Genomic DNA, 24,716 nt, shown 5'->3' with positions numbered 1-24,716 from the left:
AACAAGCAACAATAAGAGGAAGTGCAGTGCATAGCGGGCAAAAACAAAAATTAGAGTGCGCATTATATGTGGTTGCCACCCCAATCGGGAATTTGCGAGATATCAGTTTGCGGGCGTTGGATGTACTGATATCTGCTGATACCATTGCTGCTGAAGACACGCGCAATACTTCGAATCTGCTGATGCATTATTCCATTGCGGCAAATAGGTTAATGGCATTGCACCAGCATAACGAACGGGCGGCGGCAGAAAAAGTGATCGCGCTGCTGGCCCGCGGTCTGTCGGTTGCCCTGGTATCTGATGCAGGCACGCCAGCGATAAGCGACCCCGGTGCAATATTGGTGGCAGAAGTACGTGCCGCTGGCTACCGCGTGACCCCCATCCCTGGAGCAAACGCCGCATTAGCGGCCCTATCCGCCGCCGGCCTACCCGCACCGCACTTCCTGTTTTATGGGTTCCTGCCCAATAAAGCAGCTGCACGTTGCCGCGCGTTACAAGAACTGATCGCCTTACCCTATACCCTGATATTTTACGAAGCCCCGCATCGCATACTGGAATGCGTGTCTGACCTGCAAAGCGTTTTCGGTGGTGACCGGCAAATTGTATTTGCGCGCGAAATCACCAAGCTTTTCGAGAGCATTCAACGATGCTCCCTCGCCGAGGCACTGGTTTGGCTGAATGGTGATCCCAACCGCCAACGAGGCGAATTCGTATTGTTGATTTCCGGCATGGCAGCGCAACAGGAAGGATTAAATGCAGACGCTGAACATGTATTGGCGGAGTTGTTGCACGAATTGCCGCTCAAGCAGGCAGTACAGCTCGCCGTGCGTATTACTGGAGCAGGGCGTAACGAACTGTACCAACGCGCCCTATCACTCAAATCCTCAGCTTAATACAGGACTTACCTCGTTTTTACATTCGGATAAAAATCTGCCATGGAACTGAAACTAACCCGCCCTGACGACTGGCACCTGCATTTGCGCGATGGGTCGTTAATGCACTCCGTTCTGCCCGACACCGCACGCCAATTCGCCCGCGCCATCATCATGCCCAACCTCCGCCCACCGGTTACAACTACCGAACAGGCGCAGGCCTACCGCGCGCGCATTCTCGCTGCGCTACCTACAGGTTCGCATTTCGAACCGTTAATGACGCTATATCTAACCGACAACACTACGGCGAAAGAGATTCGTACAGCAAAACAAAGCGGCATAGTGCATGCAGTTAAATATTATCCTGCGGGCGCCACCACCAACTCCGATTCGGGCGTCACTGACATCCGCAAAACCTATCCCGCACTGGAAGAAATGCAACATTGTGGTATGCCGCTGCTTATGCATGGCGAAGTAACCGATACAGCGGTAGACGTGTTCGATCGCGAGGCAGTATTCATAGCCCGCGTGCTGCAACCGCTACTGCGTGACCTACCCGATTTGCGCGTGGTGTTCGAACATATCAGCACGATAGACGCCGCACATTTTGTGCAAAGCGCGCCAGATAATATCGCTGCCACTATCACCGCGCACCACCTGCTATACAACCGCAATGCCATGCTCAGTGGCGGCATCCATCCGCACTATTACTGCCTGCCAGTATTGAAGCGCGAAACACATCGTGAAGCATTGCTTGCGGCGGCCACCAGTGGCAACAAAAAGTTCTTCCTCGGTACCGACAGCGCCCCGCATGCACAGCATACTAAAGAGTCCGCTTGCGGCTGCGCCGGCATTTACACCGCCCACACCGCCCTCGAACTATATGCAGAAGTTTTCGAGCAGGTCGGGGCGCTAGACAAACTGGAAGGTTTTGCCAGTTTTTACGGCGCTGACTTTTATCGTTTGCCGCATAACACTCAAAGCGTGACCTTGTGTAAGCAGGAATGGCAAGTGCCAGCAACAATTGGGTTTGGAGAGCATCAATTAGTGCCATTGAGAGCAAATGAAATGATGAAATGGAAGCTGGTGGGGTGAGGATGGCTTGGATATTTAAGGCATCCAGGTTGAAATCAAACTGCCACTCTTTCTTCAAAAAATCCGCTATTTATCAACTCTGCGGTTAACGCCTTGTAATCCGCCGCGCCAGGACTATGTGGGGCGTAAGCGAAGACATCTTTACCATGCATAGGGCTGGTGGCAAGCGCAACGTTTTCGCTAATGCGTGTATTGCATACCACTGAACCGTAACGGTCCCGAAGTTTGTCGAAAATTTCATACGAAAGCTTACGCCGCGCATCGAATCGGGTCACCACAATGCGGCGCTCGAATAAACGTTTAAGTTTGACCTCTAATACATTAAGTGCGGAATCCAGAAGATGCACACCTTGCAGCGAGAGAAAGTCCGCCGAAACCGGAATCAGCACTCGATCCGAGGCGAGCAGAGCGTTAAGCGTGAGCACTCCCAACATGGGGCAACAATCAATCAGAATCGGCGCACCGGTGAGTGCCAAATCTTCACTCAGACCTTTTTTCAATAGGGTAGCAGCCTTGGGATCGCTGCCATACAGCGCGTCGATCTTGGACAGCCCGAGCGAGGAGGAGACGATCTGCCAACCCGCTGGCGTATCGCGCAGAAGTTTGGCAAGCGGAGTGTTCAGCCTAAAAAAGGCAGCCATGCCAGCATCAGATAAAGTGGCATCTTTCAGCCCAGAGGCCAAGCTTAAATGCCCTTGAGGGTCAAGATCAAGAGCGATGGGATGCCGCTGCCCCATGGCCAGCGCAGCGGCAAGATTGAGGCAGGTGGTGGTTTTGCCCACCCCGCCCTTCTGATTGAATACAGTGATAACCGCCATTCTGGAAAAACCCCGTAATGGGCGGATGCGAAACAAGCATAACTCGCTGACTCATCACTCTACAGTGACAGATTTGGCCAGATTGCGCGGCTTGTCGACATCAGTTCCCTTTTGCAATGCCACGTAATATGCCAGCAGTTGCAGCGCAATGGTGTGCAGAATAGGGCTCAAATATCCGGCATGCTCGGGCATTTGCATTAAGTGTACGCCCTCGCTCGAATGAAACCGCGTGCCCGCATCGGCGAATACATACAGCTCTCCACCTCGTGCGCGTACTTCTTGCAGGTTGGATTTGAGCTTTTCCAGCAATGCATCGTTAGTAGCAACGGCAATAACCGGCATGTCCTTGTCCACCAAGGCTAGTGGCCCGTGCTTTAATTCACCAGCGGGGTAAGCTTCAGCGTGAATGTAAGATATTTCCTTTAGCTTAAGTGCACCTTCCAGTGCGATAGGATAGTGCAGTCCACGCCCTAGGAACAGGGCATGGCGCTTGTCGGTAAAACGCTCGGCCATCTGCGCAATATCAGGTTCAAGTTTCAATACCAACTGAACCGCGCTGGGCAAATGGCGTAGCGCATGTAAGTGGCGCTGTTCTTTTTCTGCACTCAACCTTCCCCGCTGCTTGGCGAGAACCAGAGTAAGCAGGAACAAAGCCGCTAATTGTGTAGTAAATGCCTTGGTTGAGGCGACACCAATTTCCGGCCCTGCACGCGTCAGGAAATGTAGCTTGGAGAGCCTGACCAGCGCGCTTTCCGGTACATTGCAGATGGAAAGAGTATGTGGGTGACCCAATGCCTTAGCATGGTTGAGCGCAGCCAGAGTATCGGCGGTTTCACCCGATTGAGAAATAGTAACGACTAGCGACTTGGGATTGGGCACGCTTACGCGATAGCGATATTCGCTGGCGATTTCCACGGTACATGGAATGCCGGCAATTTCTTCGAGCCAGTAGCGCGCCACTAGCCCCGCATGGTGGCTGGTGCCGCAAGCGAGAATAAGGATGCTTTCAACTTGTTCGAACGCAGCAGCGGCCTCGGCACCGAAAATGCCGGGTATCAGCGACTGGCTGTTACATACTCCTTCCAACGTGTCCGCGAGCGCTTGCGGCTGCTCGTGAATTTCCTTCTGCATGTAGTGACGATATTCGCCCAGCTCCATGCTTGCGTTAGACAGTTTACTGACGTGTACCGGACGTTCCACCGCTTGGCCCTTAGCATCGAAAATCCGGTAACCGTGCAAACTTACTTCGGCCACGTCGCCCTCTTCCAGATACACCACATTTTTTGTCACCGGCAACAGCGCTGATACATCCGATGCGATGAAATGCTCGTCAATTCCCACTCCCAACAATAGCGGGCTACCCTTGCGCGCACAAATTAGCTGGCTCGGATTGTCCGCTGCCACTACCCCAATAGCATAAGCGCCCACCAATTCCGCAAGCGCCGCCTGAGTTGCAACCAACAAGCTATTGCCGCGCGCATAGTAGCTATTAATAAGATGTGCAATGACTTCGCTGTCAGTGTCGGATGTAAATACGGAGCCTTGCGCCGTCAGGCGCGTGCGTAGCTCTTCGTAGTTTTCGATAATGCCATTGTGCACTACGGCAATGAGATTGCTGCTCAAGTGCGGGTGCGCGTTACGTTCGCTGGGCACGCCGTGAGTGGCCCAACGCGTATGGGCAATACCGATATGACCGCTGGTAGCAGCGCTTCGTGTGGTTAATTCCGCAACGCGTCCGGTGCTGCGAATGCGTTGCAACTCATTGTTCTCGACGACCACCAATCCAGCTGAGTCATAACCCCTATATTCCAGGCGTTGCAGCCCTTGTAAAAGAATAGGAACGACATTGCGCTGCGCTATTGCCCCGATTATTCCACACATAATTAATTCCGTTATTTATTACAAGCGCTAATTGTAGCAAGAATGAGACTTGTGCCTAACTCGAATGTTTTATAATTTTATGACATCTATAAAGTCGCGACTGATCCCGTCTAGTTCCAGTATTTCCTTGTTTCAGGGGATGTGTAAAGCGGACTGAAAATTTGCTGAGATAGCGGATATTGGACTGATCAAGGCCAAGGCGATTGTGGCGAGCATGGGCACGGCCCATGAATTCAAGAATGAGCATCGGCTGGTCGTATGGATCAGATTGGTACCGAGCAGAATTCAAGGAATTTTTCCTACTCTCAAAATCATCGATGGAAAGCTTGGCAAGAGTAGGCCCCCATATTTGGGCTAAGGGGCGCGCCGCCAGGTATGCCCCCTTAGTTTGTATCCGTAAAGCGATTGGATATGGACTCCAATAGGCGCTTTCCGTGAACAACAGCCACCACTAAAATCTTTTCTTGTTCGATGCAATACACAAGTCGATAACTGTACACGAACCGCTCCCGGATATTTTCGTCGCCAAGCTCAGGCACTGCGCGACCAATATATGGGAAATCTGCGAGGGTTCTGGAAACCGACAATATCTTGGACACCACCGCTCGCGCGTAAAATTCAGAGTCTCGGCTAATGAACTCTGCGATTGCTTCGATATCCTCGGTCGCTTCAGGTGACCACTCTATTCGGTAGTCCATTTGCTCAGCCGCTTTTCAACTTCTTCTTGTGTTATGACGCCTTCGGACTCCGCCCGAGATATACCGCGCTGAATTTTTTCCAAAACGTAAAGATGATACTGCACGTCTTCAACCGTACAATCTTCGGGCAGCTTTTCAAGTAGCTCCCGTATCTTTTCCTTTGCTGCGTTCATTTTGACCTCCGATCGTTTTGTTTCATTGAACTCATACCGTTCAAATTGAGGGGCACGCCGCTTTTAGAGCGTGTCATTCGAATGTAGCGTTAGACAAAAAGCGGGATGTCCAGATTTGTACCCTTTGTTCTCATCTGGTGTGCGGTAAGATGTTGGGCTTCATTTCATTCAACCCAACCTACCGCGCTTTGAGGTAACCGAAGGGTTAGCGTAGTAATCGGCCCCGTGCCGCAAATCGCGCCGAAGAAACACGTCGCTCTCCGAATGTGGCAAAGTGGAATGAGGTGCCACGGAAGACCGGAATAGCAATGGTGCATATTGCCCGAGGGTTAGCGTGGTCATGGGTGACGTCATCGACATTGGTGAATTGGCTTGGCGTTGTTGGGACGCTTGGCCGATATCCCGTTTAAGAGAGTGAGCTTGACGACGTACCCGATGTGGCACCACATTCCAAAACGAATGATGGAGATAATCATGGTGCAACGCAAGCAAAAAATCAGTATCAAACCCGGCAAATCCAGAGAGCCTTTAACGATCACCCATCCCCATGCGGCTGGAGTCGATATCGGTAGTTCGTCCCATTACGTATCTGTGCCGCCGGACAGGGACGACGAGCCTGTCCGGGAGTTTTCGAGCTTTACGGTTGACCTCAACGCCTTGGCCGACTGGCTCGACGCTTGCGGGGTGGACACGGTCGCGATGGAATCCACGGGCGTGTACTGGATCCCTTTGTTCGAGCTTCTGGAATCGCGCGGCTTCAAAGTGTTTCTGGTCAATGCGCGCCACGTCAAAAATGTCTCGGGCCGCAAGTCTGACGTGCTGGACTGCCAATGGTTGCAGCAACTCATGACCTACGGTTTGCTTCGCGGCGCATTTCGTCCTACCGAAGCCGTGTGCGTATTGCGCTCTCTATGGCGCCAGCGCGGGATGCTTTTGAGAAGCCAGGGCACGCATGTGCAGCGCATGCAAAAGGCGCTCACGCAGATGAACATCCAGCTCACCAACGTCATCTCGGACGTGGTCGGCGAGACGGGGCAAAAGATTCTGCGCGCCATTGTCGCTGGCGAGCGCGACGGTCAAGTGCTGGCCGCAATGAAGAATGTGCGCATTCGCGCTACCGCTGACGAAATCGCAAAAAGCCTGCAAGGCAACTGGCGCGCAGAGCATCTGTTTGCGCTCAAGCAAGCGCTGGATATGTTCGATTTCATCGGCACACAGCTAGCCGAGTGCGACCGTGAGATCGAGGGGCAATTGCAAAGCCTGCAAGTTCATGACGGCGAACCAGCGAAGGGAAAGAAGCGTGGTCGCGCCCGCAACGCGCCGAAGTTTGATCTGCGCACGCAATTGTTCAGGATGTGCGGAGTTGATCTTACGCGCATCGACGGCATCGACGTCACCACCGCGCTTGCGGTGATCTCCGAGACCGGGGCGGACATGTCGCGCTTCCCCACGGCAGGGCACTTCGCGAGTTGGCTGGGGCTATGCCCCGGCACCAAGATTACCGGAGGCAAAGTGATGAGCGGCAAGACCAAGCGCGTAGCCAACCGGGCGGCCCAAGCCTTGAGATTGGCCGCAGCAGCATTGCGCAGCAGCCAGTCGGCGCTGGGCGCATATTTCCGCAGGATGTGCGGGCGCATGGACAAACCTAAAGCCGTAACCGCCGCCGCGCACAAGTTGGCACGCCTGATTTACACCATGCTTACCAAGGGAGAAGAATATACCGACCAAGGGCAGGACTACTACGAAGAACGCTATCGCGAAAGAGTGTTGCGGCAACTAGCCCAGCGCGCTGAAAAAATGGGGATGAAACTCGTCGTCAATGAACAGCCCGCTTAACTCTACTTTTTAAAATCAGTTGGTTGGGAGGTGTTTCTTAAGAGGCATCATTCGCCATAAACTGTAACGCGCCCACCGTCAACCAATGGAACTCCGAAGAATTCGTGCATATAGAAATCCGAATTCAGCATTGCACAGGCACTAATGAATACGGTACGGGGCTCTGTATTACTCTCGTGCCGTATGCAGCGCAATGCCAAGCACTTGTCCTTAATTCTAGGAGTTATGAACGAGAGCGAGGCATTGTCCTTGTCAAAAAGAGAGTGTGCAAACTCATTGCGAACCTCTCGCAGAATGTGCAAATCAGATGAAATTGCGTTGCTCGTCATTCCTAGGAGTCTCGCAAGATCAATCTTCGCGGAGAGAGACGACAGCGGTCCACTCTTGCGAAAAAGGCGATCCCAGGCAGATTTGTCTTTTTCGAGAAAGGCCTGAATTGCAGCTACTAACGCCTCCTCGACCCAAGCCACGCCCACGATTGCTACGCCTCGATCAGTTTGCTATTGTAGCTCTGTGACAAGCGCCAAGGAGCGTTCAATTGCTTCGTCTGAGAAAAAGGTAGCCATGATAATGCCTAACGTAATATAGAAAACATTTCATAAGCCCACAATGCTGCCTATATCGGCAAGTATTGCCGAGCATCACCAACACCTCACTATTTTCATCGCCTTAACCGTTTATTCGGCTGAAATTTAATTTTAGGACAGTCTAAAATTTTACGGACGGAAGCTCAAGCTGGTTCTCAGCTCGGTAGCTTAGGTTGAATGAAATGAAGCCCAACCTCTCACCGCTCCCGTCTTTTCAATTCGGTGCCCGTTATCCTTGCGGACTAACGGTCATATGACCACAATATTTCTCAAGATTTTCAGGCAGATGATCTGGGCAAACGCCGCACAGTTTATTGCCTGGCACTGCAAAATCAATGAACTTGGGGTATGGCAAATTGAGGTTCGCCATAATATCTTTGAATTGCGACAGCGTGTACTCTTCACCCAAGCGAGGATTACGTTTTTTTTCCTGCGCGATGGAAGAAACGCGCCTGTCTTTGTAATCATGAGCGGGATAAACGAGACACTCATCCGGCAAGGAAAACAGCTTTTCTCTGACGCTTTTGTATAGCGCATCTGCGTCGCCATTCTGAAAGTCGGTGCGGCCACATCCCTCGATTAGCAACGAGTCACCGGTGAATATTCGGTCGCCCATCAAATAGGAAAAGTGTCCGTCAGTATGCCCAGGGGTATGCAACGGCTGCAATTGGATGCTACCCACGTTAAACGGCGTTCCCTCTTCAATTCCCACATCTGCACAAGGCAATCGATCAAAAGCCGGCATCGCAATTTTACTTCCTACTTTTGATTTTAATTCGCGAGCGGCGGTGATGTGATCTGCATGAATATGGGTATCCAGACTATAGGCCAGCGTCAATCCAAGCCGACTGATTTCGGCAAGATCACGATCGACCGAGACGATAACTGGATCAATGAGAACAGCTTGCCCCGTTTCCTCACAGCCCAGCAAATAGGTATAGGTGCTTGATAACGGCTCAAACAACTGACGAAAGATCATGGTGGTGTGTTTAACTCAAATGTTTCACATAGAGTTGCAAATGACAAAAATTTGACCATACGAATTCACGTGAGTGAAAAAGCATTATTTCGTGAAGTTTCGTAGATTTTATAAGTTTTATCAGGAGTGAAGTACTACACTAATCTATGGCAAAGTTTGCACTGGCGCCCTCCACTGCCATGACCGTCGGCTGCTTGGTAAGCAGCGTAATTAGCGTAGCGAGCTGGTCGCGCATTTGGCGACGATCCACAATCATGTCAATAGCACCATGTTCCATTAAAAATTCCGCGCGCTGAAAGCCTTCCGGTAGCGTCTCGCGCACTGTCTGCTGAATCACCCGCGCACCGGCAAAGCCGATCATTGCGCCGGGTTCAGCAATTACTACATCGCCCATGAAAGCAAAACTGGCGGACACGCCGCCCATAGTCGGATCGGTCAGCACCGAAATGAATGGCAGTTTTTCTGCACTCAATTGGGTCAGCGCGGCACAGGTTTTTGCCATTTGCATCAACGATAACAATCCTTCTTGCATGCGCGCCCCCCCGCTGGCGGCAAAACACACGAAAGGGGCTTTCTGTTCGGTAGCAAGCTGCACACCGCGCACGAAGCGTTCTCCCACTACCGATCCCATGGAGCCGCCCATGAAGCTGAATTCGAACACTGCCGCCACCAGCGGGATGGCATGTACACTTCCCTGCATTACCACCAGCGCATCACTCTCACCAGTGTCCCGCTGCGCCGCCGTCAGGCGTTCACTGTATTTTCTGCTATCTTTAAATTTCAGCGTATCCAGCGGCTGCACTTCAGCACCAATCTCGAAACGCCCCTCCGCATCTAAGAGCCAGTTCAGCCGAGTGCGCGCGGTAACACGGTGATGATGATTGCACTTGGGGCAAACACTTTTGTTTTTCTCCAAATCAGAGTAGTACAGTACCCCCTGACATGATGGACATTTGTGCCACAGTCCTTCTGGCACATTCTTCTTGCTCTCTTCCCCCAACTCCCTACGCTTAATTTTTGGGGGCAATAATTTTTGAAACCAACTCATGCAATCCTCCTTAAATCCTTAATCCGAACGTGCATTTGTCGCATGATAATTGCGCAGAATTTTTACGAGCGGGACAGGCGCCCAACCTTTCGAACCGCACTTCTTTGATAAGCATCAATGTGGAGAAAGCAGTGTAGTTACTCACACACTCGACAGAACAAAACCTTGTGTTCTAAAGGCCAGCGAGACACCCTAGGCCTGATTTATTGCCAAGCGCAATTCCTTAACCAGCCTTGAAACATTGGAGATTACAGATTCTTCGTTCGAACCCTCAATTTCCTGCACGATGCGGCTGCCAACTACCACGCCGTCGCACAGCTTTGACACCGCTCGTGCTGTATCTGCATCACGAATACCGAAGCCCACGCCGATAGGCAGGCCGATGTGCTGTCGAATGTGCGGAATTTTCTGTGCTATAGCTGACAAGTCCAGATGCCCTGCCCCAGTCACACCCTTAAGCGACACGTAATATACGTAACCGCGCGCCAGCTTGGCCACCTGCGCGATACGCTCATCGGATGTAGTAGGCGCAAGCAAAAAAATGGGATCCACGCCATGCCGATGCAAGTGACCAAACGCCTCGTGGCTTTCTTCCGGCGGAAAATCCACCGTTAGCACGCCGTCCACTCCCACTTGCGCGCAGCGCGTGGCGAAGCGTTCCCAGCTCATTGCCTCAATAGGATTGCCATAACCCATCAGCACTACGGGCGTACTTGCATCCCTAGCACGAAATTTCGCCACCATATCGAGTACGTCATGCAACGTTACGCCATGCTTGAGTGCTCGCTCCGAAGAGCGCTGTATAGTTGGGCCATCCGCCATTGGATCGGAAAATGGCACGCCAATTTCAATGATGTCTGCACCCACCTCTGCCAGCGCATGCATCAGCGGAACAGTAATTTGTGGGTTAGGGTCACCTGCCGTAATAAAGGGAATCAACGCTTTACCGCCGCGTTGCTTAAGTTTTTCAAATGTGGTCTGAATGCGTGACATGAGGTACCTGCAAGGTAATTCCAGGAAAGTTACAGTTCAATACCAGAAGCCCGCGCTACGGTCGCCATGTCCTTATCGCCGCGTCCGGATAGATTGACCAGCAGGACTTTATCATGCCCCATCGTTGGTGCGATCTTGGCCGCATAAGCCAAAGCATGACTGGATTCCAGCGCCGGAATAATGCCTTCATAATGACATAGATCATGAAAAGCTTGTAGCGCCTCACTATCCTCAATAGCTACATATTGCGCCCGCCCACTGTCTTTAAGCCATGCGTGTTCTGGGCCGACGCCCGGATAATCCAACCCGGCGGAAATAGAGTGTGTTTCAATGATTTGACCGTTTTCATCCTGCAACAAATAAGTACGATTACCGTGCAGCACGCCCGGCTTACCCGCAGTCAGTGCGGCTGCGTGTTGACCACTGGCAATGCCGCTGCCCGCCGCTTCCACACCGATAAGGTGCACACCAGGCACATCGATGTAAGAATGAAAAATGCCCATGGCGTTCGAGCCTCCGCCCACGCAGGCGATCACCGCATCCGGCTGACGTCCTGCCAATTCCGGCATCTGAACCATACATTCCTTGCTTACCACTGAATTAAAATCGCGCACCATCATCGGATATGGATGCGGCCCAGCCACAGTGCCTATAATGTAGAAAGTATTTTCGATGTTGGTGACCCAATCGCGCATCGCCTCATTGAGCGCATCCTTAAGTGTTTTGGAGCCGCTCTCTACTGGCACGACAGTGGCGCCCAAGAGCTTCATGCGATATACATTAGTGGCTTGACGTTTAACGTCCTCCGCGCCCATGTACACTACACATTCCATGCCGTAACGTGCCGCCACGGTAGCCGTCGCTACGCCGTGCTGGCCCGCACCGGTCTCGGCGATCACACGCGGCTTGCCCATGCGCTTAGCCAGCAGCGCCTGTCCTACGGTGTTATTCACCTTATGCGCGCCGGTATGATTAAGATCTTCACGCTTCAGATAAATTTGCGCGCCATTCAGCCGTTTCGACCAGTGCCGCGCATGGTAAATCGGGCTGGGACGCCCGACATAATGCTTTAGCTCATAGGCAAACTCGGCCTTGAACTCAGGATCAACAGAATAATGCTCATACGCGACACGTAACTCATCCAGCGCGCCCATTAAAGTTTCGGCAACATAAATACCACCGTAAGGTCCGAAATGACCCGTGCTGTCAGGATAGTTGTAAGCCAATTTTCTTAACCTCATTGATGAATGCGGCGATTTTCGCTGCATCCTTAATTCCTTTCGCAGCTTCCACACCGCTGGAAACATCCACGGCCCAAGGCCGCACCTGCTTGATTGCATCCGCCACATTATTCACGTGCAAGCCCCCGGACAAAATTACAGGAAGGGGCAAATTTTGCGGAATCATTGTCCAGTCAAAGGATACCCCCGTGCCGCCATGCGTGCCTTCGATGAATGCATCAAGCAACAAACCCTGCGCATCTTTATAACGCGCCGCACATTGTACCAAATCCACCCCATATTTGACTCGCACCGCCTTCAAATAAGAGCGATCGAACTGCGCGCAGAACTTTGGTTCTTCTTCCCCGTGAAATTGCAATACATCCAACGGTACTTGCTGCAATACCTCTTGCACCGCTTCTGCGCTGGCATTCACAAACAACCCCACCAGCGTCACGAACGGCGGAATCGCAGCCGCCAGTAGAGCGGCCTGCTTCAGCGTTACATAGCGCGGACTTTTATCATAGAACACCAGTCCGAGTGCATCTGCACCGCTGTACGCGGCAGCCAGCGCATCTTCCACACGCGTGATACCGCAAATCTTAATACGAATCATAGTAATGAAACGGGCTGATAATAAATCGAGGCCGCATTGTAATGCATTCAAGCGATTGACTAAATTTCAATCTAAATATTTTCGATCCATCGGTCCTGAGCAGCGGGTTGGTAAACGAGGGCTCTCAGCTCTAATTAGAATTTCAACGTATGAAAAGATACTGACACATCATTAAATGTTTTACAAAAGAAGCCAAGGTAATCATGACGCAACGAACAGGTATCCCTTGAATGTAGCGCGTAAGCGCACCCTACTCAAGTTGTGGCAATTTCCATTTTGCATCGAAAGTAACCCGGTACAGATACAAGCCATCTGGTGCAAAGGTTGGTGCAGCAAGACTACGCTCTTTACCCTCCAGTACTTCGCGCATCCACTGCGGCGGGTGCTTACCTTTTCCAATATATACCAGACAACCAACGATGTTGCGCACCATATGGTGCAGGAAAGCATTGGCGCTGAGATTGAAAATTATGGTATCGCCTTGCTTTTGAATATCGAGTTGCGCCAAGTTTTTGATGGGTGATTTGGCTTGGCATTCCGCGGCGCGCAGTGCACTAAAATCATGCTCCCCCAATAAATACTGAGCGGCCTCACACATCTTCTCCACATTCAGTGGCGCATGAAACCAGCCTGCTTTACCATGCTGCAAGGCGTTGCGCACTGAGCGGTTGATAAGCAGATAGCGGTAACTACGTGCCTGGGCAGAAAAACGTGCATGAAATTCTTCCGGCACAGGATGTGCCCACAATACTGCGATGCTATTCGGCAACAAGGCATTGACGCCACGTACCCAAGCAGTCAGTGGTCTTTCTACGTTGGTATTAAAGTGCACTACTTGTTCCAGCGCGTGTACACCGGTATCAGTACGCCCAGCTGCGATGACTGAAATAAGCTCGTTGGCAATGCCGCTCAAAGCAACTTGCAATGCATCTTGCACCGTATGGCCACTGGCTTGACTTTGCCAGCCAAAATACTGGCTACCGTCGTATTCCACACCAAGTGCGATTCTCACAGCAGCGCTAACACAAGCAGAGCACAGCTTATAGTTAGTATCATGCCATCACGCATTGTGAATGATGGAGCAACGATAGCACAATCCAGCACGTGCGGCGCAACAGTGTATCAAGCAGGTAGCGGACAAAACGAAGGCCACTGCTAACAGCGGAAAACCTACAAACAGCAATTCTGTAGTTCGTAATGATTGAATAGAAATACCGAGACAAACCCAAAGGGAGATAAGCACGACAGATTAGGAAACCATATAAATCCATTTCATTAAGAATAGTAATGAGCACTTCTAGAAAGCCGGATTTAAAAAATCAATCGCGCAGATTGTCTGCTGAAGCTAATTTAGTGCCACGGGGCTGTATGCAGATGACGATAAGCAAACAAACTCGAACACTGATGGCCGCAATCCCGCCGAATAATGTCGACTCAATGAAAACGGCAGCCACAAATGCGGGCTGCCGTTCGATGTATATATATTAAACTATACAGGTAGTTGCCGTAGCAGTGCTTCAGCAGCCATTCGATGCTGCTCATTCCCCTCGCGTACAACTTCTTCTAAAATTTCACGTGCGCCTGCAGCATCCCCCATTTCCTGATAGGCCTTAGCGAGATCAAGCTTGGTAGCGGCGTCGTGCCATTGTGCATCCCTTTCCTCAGCTGACAGAGCAGGAGCAGAAACGACAGGTTTATCCAGATTCAAACTGATATCGCCCAAACCGATATCCATTATTTCCTTGGGCACAGCTTTCACAGGGGAAACCTCAAGTTTATCCGCACTTGTATCTGTAGAAGGGAAGTCCAGCGCGAAATCAATAGGTTCATTGGCGTTCGTCGGAGTAGTCATTGCCGGGGTTAGAGCAGGATTAGCTGGCACATCTAGCATAAAATCATCCAAATTTATTGGAGTAGTTCCGACTTTATCAGTGCTTGACACAGGCAATTTTGCATGGCTGGAAGTCACATCAAAATCCATCGTTGTACTTTTTGAAATAGAGCCAAACTTACTTGTCTCAGCGGTATCTGTTAATGCTTTCGGTGCATCAAAATCAAGGTCGAGGTCAAAATCCAAGGAAGATGGCGGTTTTGTTGCCCCGCCCTCATTAAGCATGACCTCAGGGGCGTGAGTGGCAACAAATGATTCCCCTACTGCCGCACTTACATTACCACCATACATTGGGTTGTTCGGTTCAAGCTTGATGCCCATTAGGGCTGCTTGCTCCCAAGCACTCGCATCTCCAGAATCCCGCAACTGACGCGCAATGGTAGCGAATGAACCCACATCCTTACGGTTCGCATAAATGGATAACAGTTTGAGATGGATCTGATGATTAGTCGGATTCTTGATCAGGGCCTCTTTCAGAATTTTTTCCGCTTGCTCATCACGACCAAAACTCAAGAACAAGTCTGCCCCGCTGATCGGATCGAAATCATCGGCCTGCGTTTGGCTAATACCGCTGGTCGTAGCAATGGCATTAGCAAAATCATCAGTCTTCGGAGAAGAGGCTGTAGGTGTAAGTATTTGATTAGAGGACCCTATCGTATGCTCAACCGACTTATCACCCAGTTTAGTTTTTTTCCCGCTGTCCTTACCACGCCGGGTCACCAGATAACCAAGTCCAATCAGCCCCAGCAGCGCAGCCGCTCCGCCAGCCATGTAAAGTGGTTGACCACGTATCACTTCCAACAGGGAAGGTTGCGTAACAACCAACTTGGGTTTGGTTATTGGCTTGACTGGTTGCACCGGGCTGACGGTCGCAACTGCGCTGACAGCTACAACCTCAGAAGCAACATTAGTTACTGGTGAAGTAACAGCAGGGACTTGTGACATAGCTCCCGGTTGGTCTTCATTCAATTTAGTTGCAGCTTGACCTTCAACTGAATTCTGGACAGGCTTCACTTGCGCTGCGGGGGGCTGCCCCTTCAAATCGATCAGGCGCTGTAAATCTTGGACATTTTTTTCTAACGCTACAACACGCTCATTGCTTTCCTGGAGCGCCTTACTCTTGGAGATCCCTTCTTCTTCCAGTGCATGAAGCTTGTTCTGCAAAGTTCTTGCATTATCGCCTGCAGAGGTTTTGTCACCGGGCGCTTCACCCTTGGACAATCTCACTACTTCCTTCGCGGATCCTTTGGCTGCGGGGGCGTTATCAGAGACAGTGGTACTAATTTTACCGGAGGTTTCCTGCTTGGATTCATCCCCTGTCACAAGTCCACTGGCTGCCGCAAGTTTTTGGCGATAGGCATGCCAATCATCAGCTTGTGCGCGAATTTCTTTTACAGCTTTCATCTGAGGCAGATTATCCAGCTCGGATTGCTCTGGCATCTGCAAGATTTTGCCTATTTTCAGACGGTTCATATTTTTGCCATCGAATGCGTCGGCATTGGTATGATACAGAGCGACTAGCGCGCGCTCCAGACTAACGTCGGGAGTCTTTATTTGAAGTGCAAGCTTGCTCAAGGTATCACCGCGTTTCACCTTAATAGCACCGGAAGCAACGTTACTACTTTCATTCGGTTTATTAACGACGACAGGTATTTCGTCAACAGCTTGCTTTTCATCCACCATTAATGCAGTGCTTGGCAACGGAGATTCAATTACCTCTTCCTTACCTTTTGGTTCAAGCTCGGACACATCAACAATGCTTGGCTCTACTGGTTTTACTTCTGCTGGCTGCGGTTGTACTGGAACATAACCTGGCGGATCAAGTAAGAAAGTGTATTCTCGCAGCAGCTTGCCAGATGACCAAGTCAATTCCACCAATAGATTAACGAATGGCTCGTTAATCGGTTGCACTGAAGTTATCTTAATGTAAGGTTCGCCATTAGCATTCGTCTCAATTTTGAATTTCAAAGGAGGCAACCCGGACGGATAATCCAAGCCCGCATTCTTGAATACTTCGGGCGGAGCCAAGCGCGCAGACAGACTACTTATTTCATCTTTGCTGGCCGTCCCTAGTTCTATCAACACATTCATGGGCTCACCCAAGGTGTTGGCCACATTAATATCGCCCATGCTAATCGCATAAGAAAAACCAGACAAAACTAAACTGATAGCTAGACCCAATACTTTGACGAGTGATTTCAGCACACTGCCACCTTTATAAAGATTTTATTTAACATGAACAACATAACATCATGGAGTTATCAGCGCAAGCTAAAAGCTCACGCTAAATACGTCTCAATCAAAATCTCGGCAATCTGCACACTGTTAAGTGCTGCGCCCTTCCGTACATTATCGCTCACCACCCACAGATTAAGACCACGCGGATGTGATATATCCTCACGGATACGCCCTACCAGAGTCGCATCCTGTCCTGCTGCTTCGATGGCAGTAGGATAGCCTCCAGGCTCACGCCTATCCATCACCTGCACACCTGGCGCCTTTTCCAACAAAGCGCACGCTTCGTCAGCTGTGATTTTCTTGTGTGTTTCAATATGCACGGCCTCTGAATGGCCATAGAACACTGGCACCCGCACAGCAGTAGCATTCACCATAATGGTCTCGTCTTCCATGATCTTACGAGTCTCCCACACCATCTTCATCTCTTCTTTGGTATAACCGTTATCCATGAACACATCAATGTGCGGCAGCACGTTAAATGCGATGCGTTTAGAATAAACCTCGGTCTTCACTTCTTGATGGTTAAACAAAGCACGTGTCTGCTCCGCTAATTCCTCAATGGCTTCCTTGCCAGTGCCAGAGACGGCCTGATACGTGGCAACATTAATGCGCTCTATGCCTACTGCGTCATGGATAGGTTTCAACGCCACCAACATTTGGATGGTGGAACAGTTCGGGTTGGCAATAATGCCCCGGTTCTTATATTGCGCAATGGCATGCGGATTCACTTCCGGCACCACAAGCGGAATATCGTCCTCGTAGCGGAATTGCGCAGTATTATCGATCACCACACAACCAGCTGCCGCAGCGATCGGCGCATATTTTTCCGACACACTGCTACCAGCGGAAAACAAGCCGATCTGCACCTGCGAAAAATCGAAATCTTCCACGTCCTGAACCGTAATTTCCTGATTGCGGAATGTCACTGTAGAACCGGCAGAACGACTGGAAGCCAGAGGGAAAAGCTTACCGACCGGAAAGTTGCGCTGCTCCAGAATTGACAGCATTGCTTCGCCAACAGCACCCGTCGCACCCAATATCGCGACATCGTATTTCTTGTTCATGCTTCCATCCTCTTGATTAATTACCCCCGGCAGAGCCCGAGGTCAATTGCTGGATCATATCAAAGGCGCTGGTAACCCATGTGTTGCCCAAATATCGCTCGCCTCTACCTCTTTGGAATAAAAACTACATGATATTTACAGTCCCATCTCAATATGATTCAGACTCCAATACTCTGTTCATCTTGAGACGCCTACTTGCATAAAAGAAACAAAAGTTTCAATACAATGACGTTTAAGCCAACCTTGAGGAATCCTTTAGCAAAGCCAGTGGTTTATCTCATTAAATTAATTTAACAACGCCGCAACCACAGCATCGCCCATCGCATCCGTGCCAATTTTCTCCATACCCGCCTCGGCAATGTCCGCAGTACGCAAACCCCGCTGCAGAGTCTTGCGCACAGACGATTCGATGCGTTGTGCGATATCTACGCGAGCAAATGTATAGCGCATCATCATTGCCAATGACAAAATCGTTGCCAACGGATTGGCAATATTTTTGCGTGCAATATCCGGTGCGGAGCCGTGACAAGGTTCATACAAACCTTTGTTGTTCGCATCCAGCGAAGCGGAAGGCAACATGCCGATAGAGCCAGTCAACATGGAGGCTTCATCCGACAGGATGTCACCAAATATATTACCGGTGAGAATTACATCGAACTGCTTGGGCGCCCGCACCAGTTGCATCGCAGCGTTGTCCACATACATATGTGACAGCTCGACTGCCGGATACTCCTTTGCTACCTCAGTCACTATTTCACGCCACAACATACTCGTATCCAGCACATTAGCCTTATCCACTGAACAAACTTTCCCCACACCATTTTCACCGGCGCGTTTCATGGCAATCTGGAAGCCAACATGCGCTACGCGGGCGATCTCAGATTCACTATATACCATGGTATCAAAACCTTGCCGTTCACCATTATCGAGCGTCCGAATGCCACGCGGCTGGCCGAAATAAATATCACCAGTCAATTCCCGCAGAATCATGATGTCTAGCCCAGACACCACTTCTAGGCGCAGTGGAGACGCATTTGCCAATTCCGGGTACAGCTGCGCTGGACGCAAATTAGCAAACAGATTGAGCCCTTTACGAATGCGCAACAGACCTTGCTCCGGACGTAGCGAGCGCGGCAGTGCGTCATATTGATAGCCCCCCACCGCTCCGAGCAATACGGCATCTGACTGCTGTGCCAAGTTCAGCGTAGCATCCGGTAGCGGATCGCCTGATGCATCATATCCCGCACCTCCGATAGGTGCGTATTCCAGCTCCACCGGTAGCCCCTCGCGTCGCAAGACTTCTAGCACCTTAACAGCTTGTGCAATAATTTCTGGCCCAATGCCGTCACCCGGCAATATAGCGATTTTCATAAACTCAGCTTTCTTCTCGGCCTAAGGAATTGATTCAGGTAAACAACCAGGGTGCTTCAGGTTTACGCCGTGCTTCATATTCCTTGATCTCTCGCACATGCTGCAGGGTTAGCCCAATGTCATCCAGCCCATTCAACAAGCAATTTTTGCGAAAGGCATCCACCTCAAAGCGATACACCATCCCATTCGGCGCAATGATGCTTTGCTGCTCGAGATCAATCTTCAGATGATAGCCCGGCGTCGCGGTCACCGCCTGAAACAAGTCATCTACGCTCGCAGTATCCAACACTATCGGCAATAAACCATTTTTGAAACAGTTATTACAGAAAATGTCTGCAAAGCTAGGGGCGATGATGGCGCGGAAGCCGTAATCATCCAGCGCCCACGGCGCATGCTCACGCGATGAGCCACAACCGAAATTCTCACGGGCCAACAAAATTTGCGCACCATGATAACGCGACTGGTTCAACACAAAATCCGGATTGAGTGGCCGTTTGGAATTGTCCATGCCCGGTTCGCCGTGGTCAAGATAGCGCCACTCGTCAAACAGGTTGGGACCAAAACCGGTGCGCTTGATCGATTTCAAAAATTGCTTGGGGATGATCGCATCCGTATCCACGTTGGCACGGTCAAGCGGTACAACCATGCCATCAACACGGATAAACTTATCCATTACTATTTTCCATTGCTATTCTTTACCTCATCCGCTGTTTTCTCAATCGAGCCGCCGACTTTGGACAAATCCTTGCCAAATCCTCCTACGGTATTACATCCTGTTACCATAGCCAAGGACAACACCAACACCATTTTAAACATTCTCATTTCCTCCTATACGCAAAATAATTCTAAAAATTTCTGACATCTACAAAATGGCCGGCAATAGCTGCTGCTGCTGCCATCTCAGGGCTTACCAAATGTGTCCTGCCGCCCGGCCCCTGCCGTCCTTCAAAATTGCGGTTGGAAGTTGAAGCACATCGTTCACCTGGCTCCAATTTGTCCGCATTCATCGCAAGGCACATAGAGCATCCTGGCTCGCGCCATTCGAAACCCGCCTCGACAAATATTTTATCCAAACCCTCACGCTCAGCCTGCTGTTTGACTAGCCCAGAACCAGGCACCGCCATCGCCAGCTTGACATTGGCAGCAACATGCTTGCCACGCACCACCTCTGCCGCAGCGCGCAAATCCTCAATGCGAGCATTGGTGCATGAACCGATAAATACTTTGTCAATCTGAATCTCAGTAATCGGCGTATTCGGCTGCAATCCCATATACTTTAAAGAAAGATCAATACTGCTGCGCTTCACGGGGTCGCTCTCCCATGCTGGATCAGGTACGTTACCATCCACCGCCACCACCATTTCCGGCGAGGTACCCCAAGTTACTTGCGGTTTTATATCCCCAGCATCCAGTCGTATCACCTTGTCAAACTGCGCACCATCGTCACTATGCAAAGTACGCCAGTAATCTACCGCCTTGTCCCATAATTCACCTTGTGGCGCAAAAGGCCGACCCTTGAGGTAGCTGATCGTGGTGTCATCCGCCGCTATCATACCGGCACGGGCGCCTGCTTCGATGGCCATGTTGCATACTGTCATTCGCCCTTCCATAGACAGCGCTCGGATCGCGCTACCGGCAAATTCGATCGCATAGCCCGTTCCCCCCGCCGTACCAATTTTGCCGATCACCGCCAGCACCAAGTCCTTGGCAGTGACACCCTTACCGAGCGTGCCCTCCACCACCACTTGCATGGCACGAGCTTTTTTCATCAGCAAGCATTGTGTCGCCATCACATGCTCAACCTCCGATGTACCAATGCCAAACGCCAGCGCAGCAAACGCACCATGCGTACTGGTGTGCGAGTCACCACATACCACGGTCATACCCGGCAAGGTCGCGCCCTGCTCCGGTCCAATAACATGCACGATGCCCTGGCGCACATCCGTCATCCTGAACTCGGTAATACCAAGCTCATCGCAATTACTGTCCAAAGTCTCCACTTGCAGTCGTGAAATCGGATCGGCAATACCCTGCGTGCGATCTGTAGTTGGTACATTGTGATCCGCCACGGCGAGCATGGAAGCTATACGCCAGGGCTTGCGCCCAGCCAGCCGCAAGCCCTCAAATGCCTGTGGACTGGTCACTTCATGCACCAAATGGCGATCGATATAAATCAACGTGGTGCCATCGGGCTCTTCGTGAACCAAATGGCTATTCCAAAGTTTGTCGTAAAGAGTTTGTGTACCCATGCTCGCTTTCGTTTTATAGCGCGTGATTATGCCACAGCATGTGGGCTGTCCGCCACGGACAGCCTCTTCGATACAAGAACCTAGAAAAAGAGCTGTATTTCCAATGAAAATCGATCCTGAACGATGGGGAATAGCATGAAATCAGCCACAGTTCCACGCTATTAAGGCTACATTGGACAAGCTATTAATTGAACAGGTTAAACCACGCGTCAGACATAGTGACAATGGCCTGAAATAAAGACGCTCCGGCTAATTCACTTTTGAAAAAACTGGGCAAAAATGAATCAAAGGGCAATAAGATTTGGGTCACTCTTCTTCTTGCTGTTGCAGAGCCCACATTTGCGCATATACGCCCTGTTTCGCCAGCAACTCACGGTGCGTACCACGCTCAACAATGCGCCCACCGTCCATTACCAATATCTGATTTGCGTCAACGATGGTGGACAGGCGATGAGCGATAACCAGTGTGGTTCGATTATATGCGACGTTGCGCAATTCATTCTGAATCACCTTCTCGGATTTTGAATCCAGCGCAGAAGTCGCCTCGTCAAAAATCAGGATGGCAGGATTTTTAAGAATAGCGCGCGCAATCGCCACACGCTGCTTCTCTCCACCAGACAACTTCAATCCACGCTCACCCACCATGGTGTCGTAACCATCCGGTAACGATTGTATAAAAGCGTGAATATGGGCCGACTGCGCCGCATGCAACACTTCTTCACGCGTGGCTTCGGGACGGCCATAAGCTATATTGTAATAAATGCTATCGTTAAACAGCACGGTGTCTTGTGGCACGATGCCAATCGCCGCACGCAAACTGGCCTGCGTTACCTTGCGAATGTCCTGATTGTCTATCAGGATGCATCCTGAATTTACATCATAAAAACGGAACAGCAACCGTGACAAGGTAGATTTGCCCGCTCCGCTTGAGCCCACCACGGCGACCGTATGTCCAGGCGGAATATCAAAACTGATATCGAATAAAATCTGTCGCTTTGGTTCGTAAGAAAAACACACCTGCTCAAAATGTACTGCAGCTTGATCAACCTTCAGCGCAACCGCATCTGGCGCATCCTGTATTTCACGGTTTTCATCGAGCAGGCGGAACATTTTTTCCATGTCCACCAGAGAGTGCTTTATCTCACGATAAACAAAGCCAAGAAAATGCAGTGGCATATAAAGTTGCAACATGAAGACGTTGATTAGAACCAAGTCGCCCAGGGTCAGCTCACCTTTTACCACACCGTTCGATGCCAGCAGCATCAACGCGGTCATGCCGATGGCAATAATAGCGCTCTGCCCGGCATTCAACGTTGCCAGGGAAGTTTGATTCTTCACGGCCGAGGTTTCCCACTTGCTCATGTGTTCATCGTAGCGTCGTGCTTCATAGTCCTCGTTACCAAAATATTTTACCGTTTCATAGTTAAGCAGGCTGTCTATGGCGCGTGTGTTTGCCTTTGAATCCATATCATTCATGGTACGGCGAAATATCATGCGCCACTCTGTAATGAATAAGGTAAAAACGATATACACAATCAGCGTGATGAAAGTGATAACCGCGAACCACGCGTTGTATTTATAAAACAGGATTCCTGCGACCAGGCCGATTTCCAGCAGCGTCGGCAGAATGCTGAACAGCATAAAATTGAGTAAAAAGCTGATTCCTTTCGTACCACGCTCAATATCACGCGATACGCCACCAGTCTGCCGCTCTAAATGGAAGCGCAGACTTAAACTATGCAAATGAACAAACAGTTTGAGTGCTACGCGCCGTATGGCACGCTGGGTTACTTTGGCAAATACTGCGTCGCGCAACTCGCCAAACAGTGTGCTGAAGAGTCGCAACAAACCATAGCCAACCACGAGTGACACCGGTACCAACAGCATTGCCTTGGGCTTATCCAGAGCATCCACGATTTCCTTGAGCAACAGCGGCACCGCCACGTTAGTCAGTTTAGCCAGCACCAGCAGCAACAACGCTAGCGCAACACGACCCTTGAATTCCAGCAGGTAAGGCAAAAGAATGCGAATGATATTCCAATCGCCACGAGGTGCAGGAGTTGAGGTAGCAGAACGAGGGCGCATTATGATGGGAAGGAGATGAATAGGCGCATTGTAACCGTGTCACGCAATGCACGATTCCACAATATCGCGACCCCACCGTACTCCCACTCCCCAATTTCTTGGTGATTCCTGCTTAGACCTATACATTAAGTTGTAGTCAAAAATCTGATCTGACAATGCACCTGTAAAAGTGAGCGTTACCAAGTTTGATATGGGTGTCGAATCCGTAATCAAATTTAAAGAAAGGTAACGCTCATGCTTCATACGAGCAACCCAATCATTAATCATAAAGCAGGATGGCTCAATCTTGCTTCAGAACTTCAAAACGTCTCTAAAGCCTGCAAGATTATGGGCGTGTCGAGAAACACGTTTTATCGCTATCAAGAACTTGTTGAAACCGAAGGTTCAGAAGGACTCATCCATCGCGAGCGCCGTGTACCTAATCTTTAGAACCGTGTTAACGAAGGCACAGAACAAGCTGTCATCGGTTATGCAGTAGACTTCCTGCACATGGTCAGCACAGCACCAGCAATGAATGACGTAAACACAGAGTATTTGTTGCAGGTAGTGGCATCCGCTTTATTTGGCTGCGGCACAAACTTGATTGGAATGGAAGAAATCTAAGGAAGCGCTGATTAATTCGCGTTTCAAAATTTCACATATTTAAGAATCAATTGGTTACGCGCGAAATTCCGCGAAATTTTGAATTAATCAGCGTCTCCCTAAACCAAATTTAATCTGACAGACACCCGAAAATCCGGTAACTGTCAGATTATGTCTGAGCTAATACACATAATGTTATACCGCACGTTCATGGGCTATACCTCTACTCAAGCGGTGGCTGCTCCAAACCGCCCACGGCGGCGTTCAACAAAAGCATCTCTATTGCCTCTCGATGCATTCATATTTCGCTTCAACCACGGCCAATCAAACAACAGCGTACTGTTCTTTTACCGCGTGGCTCAACAAACCGTTGCCGTCAACCCACCCGCTTACAGCTTTATCATTAATATTGCAAGTCAT

The 24,716-nt window shown here is 50.4% G+C and carries 22 protein-coding genes and 1 pseudogene; 5 read left to right on the top strand and 18 right to left on the bottom strand.

The annotated features are described in order from the left end of the window. Positions 1–26: 26 nt before the first annotated feature. Positions 27–893, top strand: coding sequence for a 16S rRNA (cytidine(1402)-2'-O)-methyltransferase (rsmI, locus tag MKZ32_RS03350; protein WP_239795968.1), 867 nt, complete (start codon positions 27–29; stop codon positions 891–893). Between the two features lie 42 nt (positions 894–935). Further along, positions 936–1,967 (top strand): dihydroorotase, encoded by a 1,032-nt coding sequence (pyrC, locus tag MKZ32_RS03345; protein WP_239795967.1) that lies wholly within the window; start codon positions 936–938, stop codon positions 1,965–1,967. Between the two features lie 35 nt (positions 1,968–2,002). Here pyrC and MKZ32_RS03340 read toward each other — a convergent pair whose 3' ends face one another. Then, the gene (locus tag MKZ32_RS03340; RefSeq protein ID WP_239795966.1) at positions 2,003–2,785 is read right to left on the bottom strand and encodes a ParA family protein; all 783 of its coding nucleotides are present in this window, start codon (positions 2,783–2,785) and stop codon (positions 2,003–2,005) included. A gap of 54 nt (positions 2,786–2,839) precedes the next feature. Continuing rightward, complete coding sequence (gene glmS / locus MKZ32_RS03335) at positions 2,840–4,666, bottom strand: glutamine--fructose-6-phosphate transaminase (isomerizing) (RefSeq protein WP_239795965.1); 1,827 nt, start codon at positions 4,664–4,666, stop codon at positions 2,840–2,842. A gap of 169 nt (positions 4,667–4,835) precedes the next feature. Between glmS and MKZ32_RS15610 the strand changes: the two genes are divergently transcribed. Next, positions 4,836–5,024 (top strand): hypothetical protein, encoded by a 189-nt coding sequence (locus MKZ32_RS15610; RefSeq protein WP_420887753.1) that lies wholly within the window; start codon positions 4,836–4,838, stop codon positions 5,022–5,024. Positions 5,025–5,049: 25 nt separating this feature from the next. On the opposite strand, the gene MKZ32_RS03330 is transcribed toward MKZ32_RS15610, so the two are convergent. Both MKZ32_RS03330 and MKZ32_RS03325 read right to left on the bottom strand, forming a co-directional pair. Further along, positions 5,050–5,364 carry a type II toxin-antitoxin system RelE/ParE family toxin gene (locus MKZ32_RS03330; RefSeq protein WP_239795964.1) on the bottom strand — a complete coding sequence of 105 codons (315 nt, stop codon included), beginning with the start codon at positions 5,362–5,364 and terminating at the stop codon, positions 5,050–5,052. Beyond that, positions 5,349–5,537, bottom strand: coding sequence for a hypothetical protein (locus MKZ32_RS03325; RefSeq protein ID WP_239795963.1), 189 nt, complete (start codon positions 5,535–5,537; stop codon positions 5,349–5,351). The genes MKZ32_RS03330 and MKZ32_RS03325 overlap by 16 nt, the downstream gene beginning before the upstream one ends. Positions 5,538–6,011: 474 nt before the next feature. Here MKZ32_RS03325 and MKZ32_RS03320 point away from each other — a divergent pair, with 474 nt between their 5' ends. Next, entirely contained in the window at positions 6,012–7,373 is a 1,362-nt protein-coding gene (locus tag MKZ32_RS03320; RefSeq protein ID WP_239795878.1) for an IS110 family RNA-guided transposase, read from the top strand. A 47-nt stretch (positions 7,374–7,420) separates the two neighbouring features. Here the strand turns inward: MKZ32_RS03320 and MKZ32_RS03315 are convergent, their stop codons facing one another. The 14 genes from MKZ32_RS03315 to MKZ32_RS03250 form a co-directional block, all read right to left on the bottom strand. Continuing rightward, a complete protein-coding gene (locus MKZ32_RS03315) occupies positions 7,421–7,849 on the bottom strand; it encodes an MltR family transcriptional regulator (RefSeq protein WP_239795962.1) in 429 nt (142 codons plus the stop codon). Between the two features lie 340 nt (positions 7,850–8,189). Beyond that, positions 8,190–8,939: an MBL fold metallo-hydrolase gene (locus MKZ32_RS03310; RefSeq protein WP_239795961.1), complete on the bottom strand. Its 750-nt coding sequence runs from the start codon at positions 8,937–8,939 to the stop codon at positions 8,190–8,192. Positions 8,940–9,078: 139 nt separating this feature from the next. After that, positions 9,079–9,987, bottom strand: coding sequence for an acetyl-CoA carboxylase, carboxyltransferase subunit beta (accD, locus tag MKZ32_RS03305; RefSeq protein ID WP_239795960.1), 909 nt, complete (start codon positions 9,985–9,987; stop codon positions 9,079–9,081). A 192-nt stretch (positions 9,988–10,179) separates the two neighbouring features. Beyond that, positions 10,180–10,980, bottom strand: a complete 801-nt coding sequence (trpA, locus tag MKZ32_RS03300; RefSeq protein WP_239795959.1) for a tryptophan synthase subunit alpha — start codon at positions 10,978–10,980, stop codon at positions 10,180–10,182. A gap of 29 nt (positions 10,981–11,009) precedes the next feature. After that, positions 11,010–12,221 carry a tryptophan synthase subunit beta gene (gene trpB / locus MKZ32_RS03295; protein ID WP_239798083.1) on the bottom strand — a complete coding sequence of 404 codons (1,212 nt, stop codon included), beginning with the start codon at positions 12,219–12,221 and terminating at the stop codon, positions 11,010–11,012. Further along, entirely contained in the window at positions 12,187–12,816 is a 630-nt protein-coding gene (locus tag MKZ32_RS03290; RefSeq protein WP_239795958.1) for a phosphoribosylanthranilate isomerase, read from the bottom strand. Before MKZ32_RS03290 ends, trpB begins: the two co-directional genes overlap by 35 nt. A gap of 250 nt (positions 12,817–13,066) precedes the next feature. Beyond that, a complete protein-coding gene (gene truA / locus MKZ32_RS03285; RefSeq protein WP_239795957.1) occupies positions 13,067–13,828 on the bottom strand; it encodes a tRNA pseudouridine(38-40) synthase TruA in 762 nt (253 codons plus the stop codon). A 477-nt stretch (positions 13,829–14,305) separates the two neighbouring features. Beyond that, complete coding sequence (locus tag MKZ32_RS03280) at positions 14,306–16,912, bottom strand: motility hub landmark protein FimV (protein WP_239795956.1); 2,607 nt, start codon at positions 16,910–16,912, stop codon at positions 14,306–14,308. Between the two features lie 74 nt (positions 16,913–16,986). Then, positions 16,987–18,009 carry an aspartate-semialdehyde dehydrogenase gene (locus MKZ32_RS03275; RefSeq protein WP_239795955.1) on the bottom strand — a complete coding sequence of 341 codons (1,023 nt, stop codon included), beginning with the start codon at positions 18,007–18,009 and terminating at the stop codon, positions 16,987–16,989. Positions 18,010–18,294: 285 nt separating this feature from the next. After that, positions 18,295–19,380 carry a 3-isopropylmalate dehydrogenase gene (gene leuB, locus MKZ32_RS03270; protein WP_239795954.1) on the bottom strand — a complete coding sequence of 362 codons (1,086 nt, stop codon included), beginning with the start codon at positions 19,378–19,380 and terminating at the stop codon, positions 18,295–18,297. Between the two features lie 34 nt (positions 19,381–19,414). Next, a complete protein-coding gene (gene leuD / locus MKZ32_RS03265; protein WP_239795953.1) occupies positions 19,415–20,053 on the bottom strand; it encodes a 3-isopropylmalate dehydratase small subunit in 639 nt (212 codons plus the stop codon). A 2-nt stretch (positions 20,054–20,055) separates the two neighbouring features. Next, positions 20,056–20,202, bottom strand: a complete 147-nt coding sequence (locus MKZ32_RS03260; RefSeq protein ID WP_239795952.1) for an entericidin A/B family lipoprotein — start codon at positions 20,200–20,202, stop codon at positions 20,056–20,058. Between the two features lie 23 nt (positions 20,203–20,225). Next, entirely contained in the window at positions 20,226–21,629 is a 1,404-nt protein-coding gene (gene leuC / locus MKZ32_RS03255) for a 3-isopropylmalate dehydratase large subunit (RefSeq protein ID WP_239795951.1), read from the bottom strand. 306 nt (positions 21,630–21,935) lie between these two features. Beyond that, positions 21,936–23,714 carry an ABCB family ABC transporter ATP-binding protein/permease gene (locus tag MKZ32_RS03250; RefSeq protein WP_239795950.1) on the bottom strand — a complete coding sequence of 593 codons (1,779 nt, stop codon included), beginning with the start codon at positions 23,712–23,714 and terminating at the stop codon, positions 21,936–21,938. A 234-nt stretch (positions 23,715–23,948) separates the two neighbouring features. Here MKZ32_RS03250 and MKZ32_RS03245 point away from each other — a divergent pair. Continuing rightward, positions 23,949–24,325, top strand: a pseudogene (locus MKZ32_RS03245) (helix-turn-helix domain-containing protein); the annotation flags it as partial. Positions 24,326–24,716 lie beyond the last annotated feature (391 nt).

The sequence above is a fragment of the Candidatus Nitrotoga arctica genome, assembly GCF_918378365.1.
Classification (GTDB): Bacteria; Pseudomonadota; Gammaproteobacteria; order Burkholderiales; family Gallionellaceae; genus Nitrotoga; species Nitrotoga arctica.
Note: the sequence above shows the minus strand (reverse complement) of the source record. Positions and strands in the feature narration are given on the sequence as shown.

Coding starts and splice junctions, on each gene's coding strand:
- accD (WP_239795960.1), bottom strand. CDS start 9,987: ATGAGTTGGTTTCAAAAATTATTGCCCCCAAAAATTAAGCGTAGGGAG.
- MKZ32_RS03325 (WP_239795963.1), bottom strand. CDS start 5,537: ATGAACGCAGCAAAGGAAAAGATACGGGAGCTACTTGAAAAGCTGCCC.
- glmS (WP_239795965.1), bottom strand. CDS start 4,666: ATGTGTGGAATAATCGGGGCAATAGCGCAGCGCAATGTCGTTCCTATT.
- MKZ32_RS03310 (WP_239795961.1), bottom strand. CDS start 8,939: ATGATCTTTCGTCAGTTGTTTGAGCCGTTATCAAGCACCTATACCTAT.
- MKZ32_RS03250 (WP_239795950.1), bottom strand. CDS start 23,714: ATGCGCCCTCGTTCTGCTACCTCAACTCCTGCACCTCGTGGCGATTGG.
- MKZ32_RS03260 (WP_239795952.1), bottom strand. CDS start 20,202: ATGAGAATGTTTAAAATGGTGTTGGTGTTGTCCTTGGCTATGGTAACA.
- MKZ32_RS03330 (WP_239795964.1), bottom strand. CDS start 5,364: ATGGACTACCGAATAGAGTGGTCACCTGAAGCGACCGAGGATATCGAA.
- leuD (WP_239795953.1), bottom strand. CDS start 20,053: ATGGATAAGTTTATCCGTGTTGATGGCATGGTTGTACCGCTTGACCGT.
- leuC (WP_239795951.1), bottom strand. CDS start 21,629: ATGGGTACACAAACTCTTTACGACAAACTTTGGAATAGCCATTTGGTT.
- leuB (WP_239795954.1), bottom strand. CDS start 19,380: ATGAAAATCGCTATATTGCCGGGTGACGGCATTGGGCCAGAAATTATT.
- trpB (WP_239798083.1), bottom strand. CDS start 12,221: ATGAGGTTAAGAAAATTGGCTTACAACTATCCTGACAGCACGGGTCAT.
- MKZ32_RS03340 (WP_239795966.1), bottom strand. CDS start 2,785: ATGGCGGTTATCACTGTATTCAATCAGAAGGGCGGGGTGGGCAAAACC.
- MKZ32_RS03290 (WP_239795958.1), bottom strand. CDS start 12,816: ATGATTCGTATTAAGATTTGCGGTATCACGCGTGTGGAAGATGCGCTG.
- MKZ32_RS03320 (WP_239795878.1), top strand. CDS start 6,012: ATGGTGCAACGCAAGCAAAAAATCAGTATCAAACCCGGCAAATCCAGA.
- MKZ32_RS03275 (WP_239795955.1), bottom strand. CDS start 18,009: ATGAACAAGAAATACGATGTCGCGATATTGGGTGCGACGGGTGCTGTT.
- pyrC (WP_239795967.1), top strand. CDS start 936: ATGGAACTGAAACTAACCCGCCCTGACGACTGGCACCTGCATTTGCGC.
- trpA (WP_239795959.1), bottom strand. CDS start 10,980: ATGTCACGCATTCAGACCACATTTGAAAAACTTAAGCAACGCGGCGGT.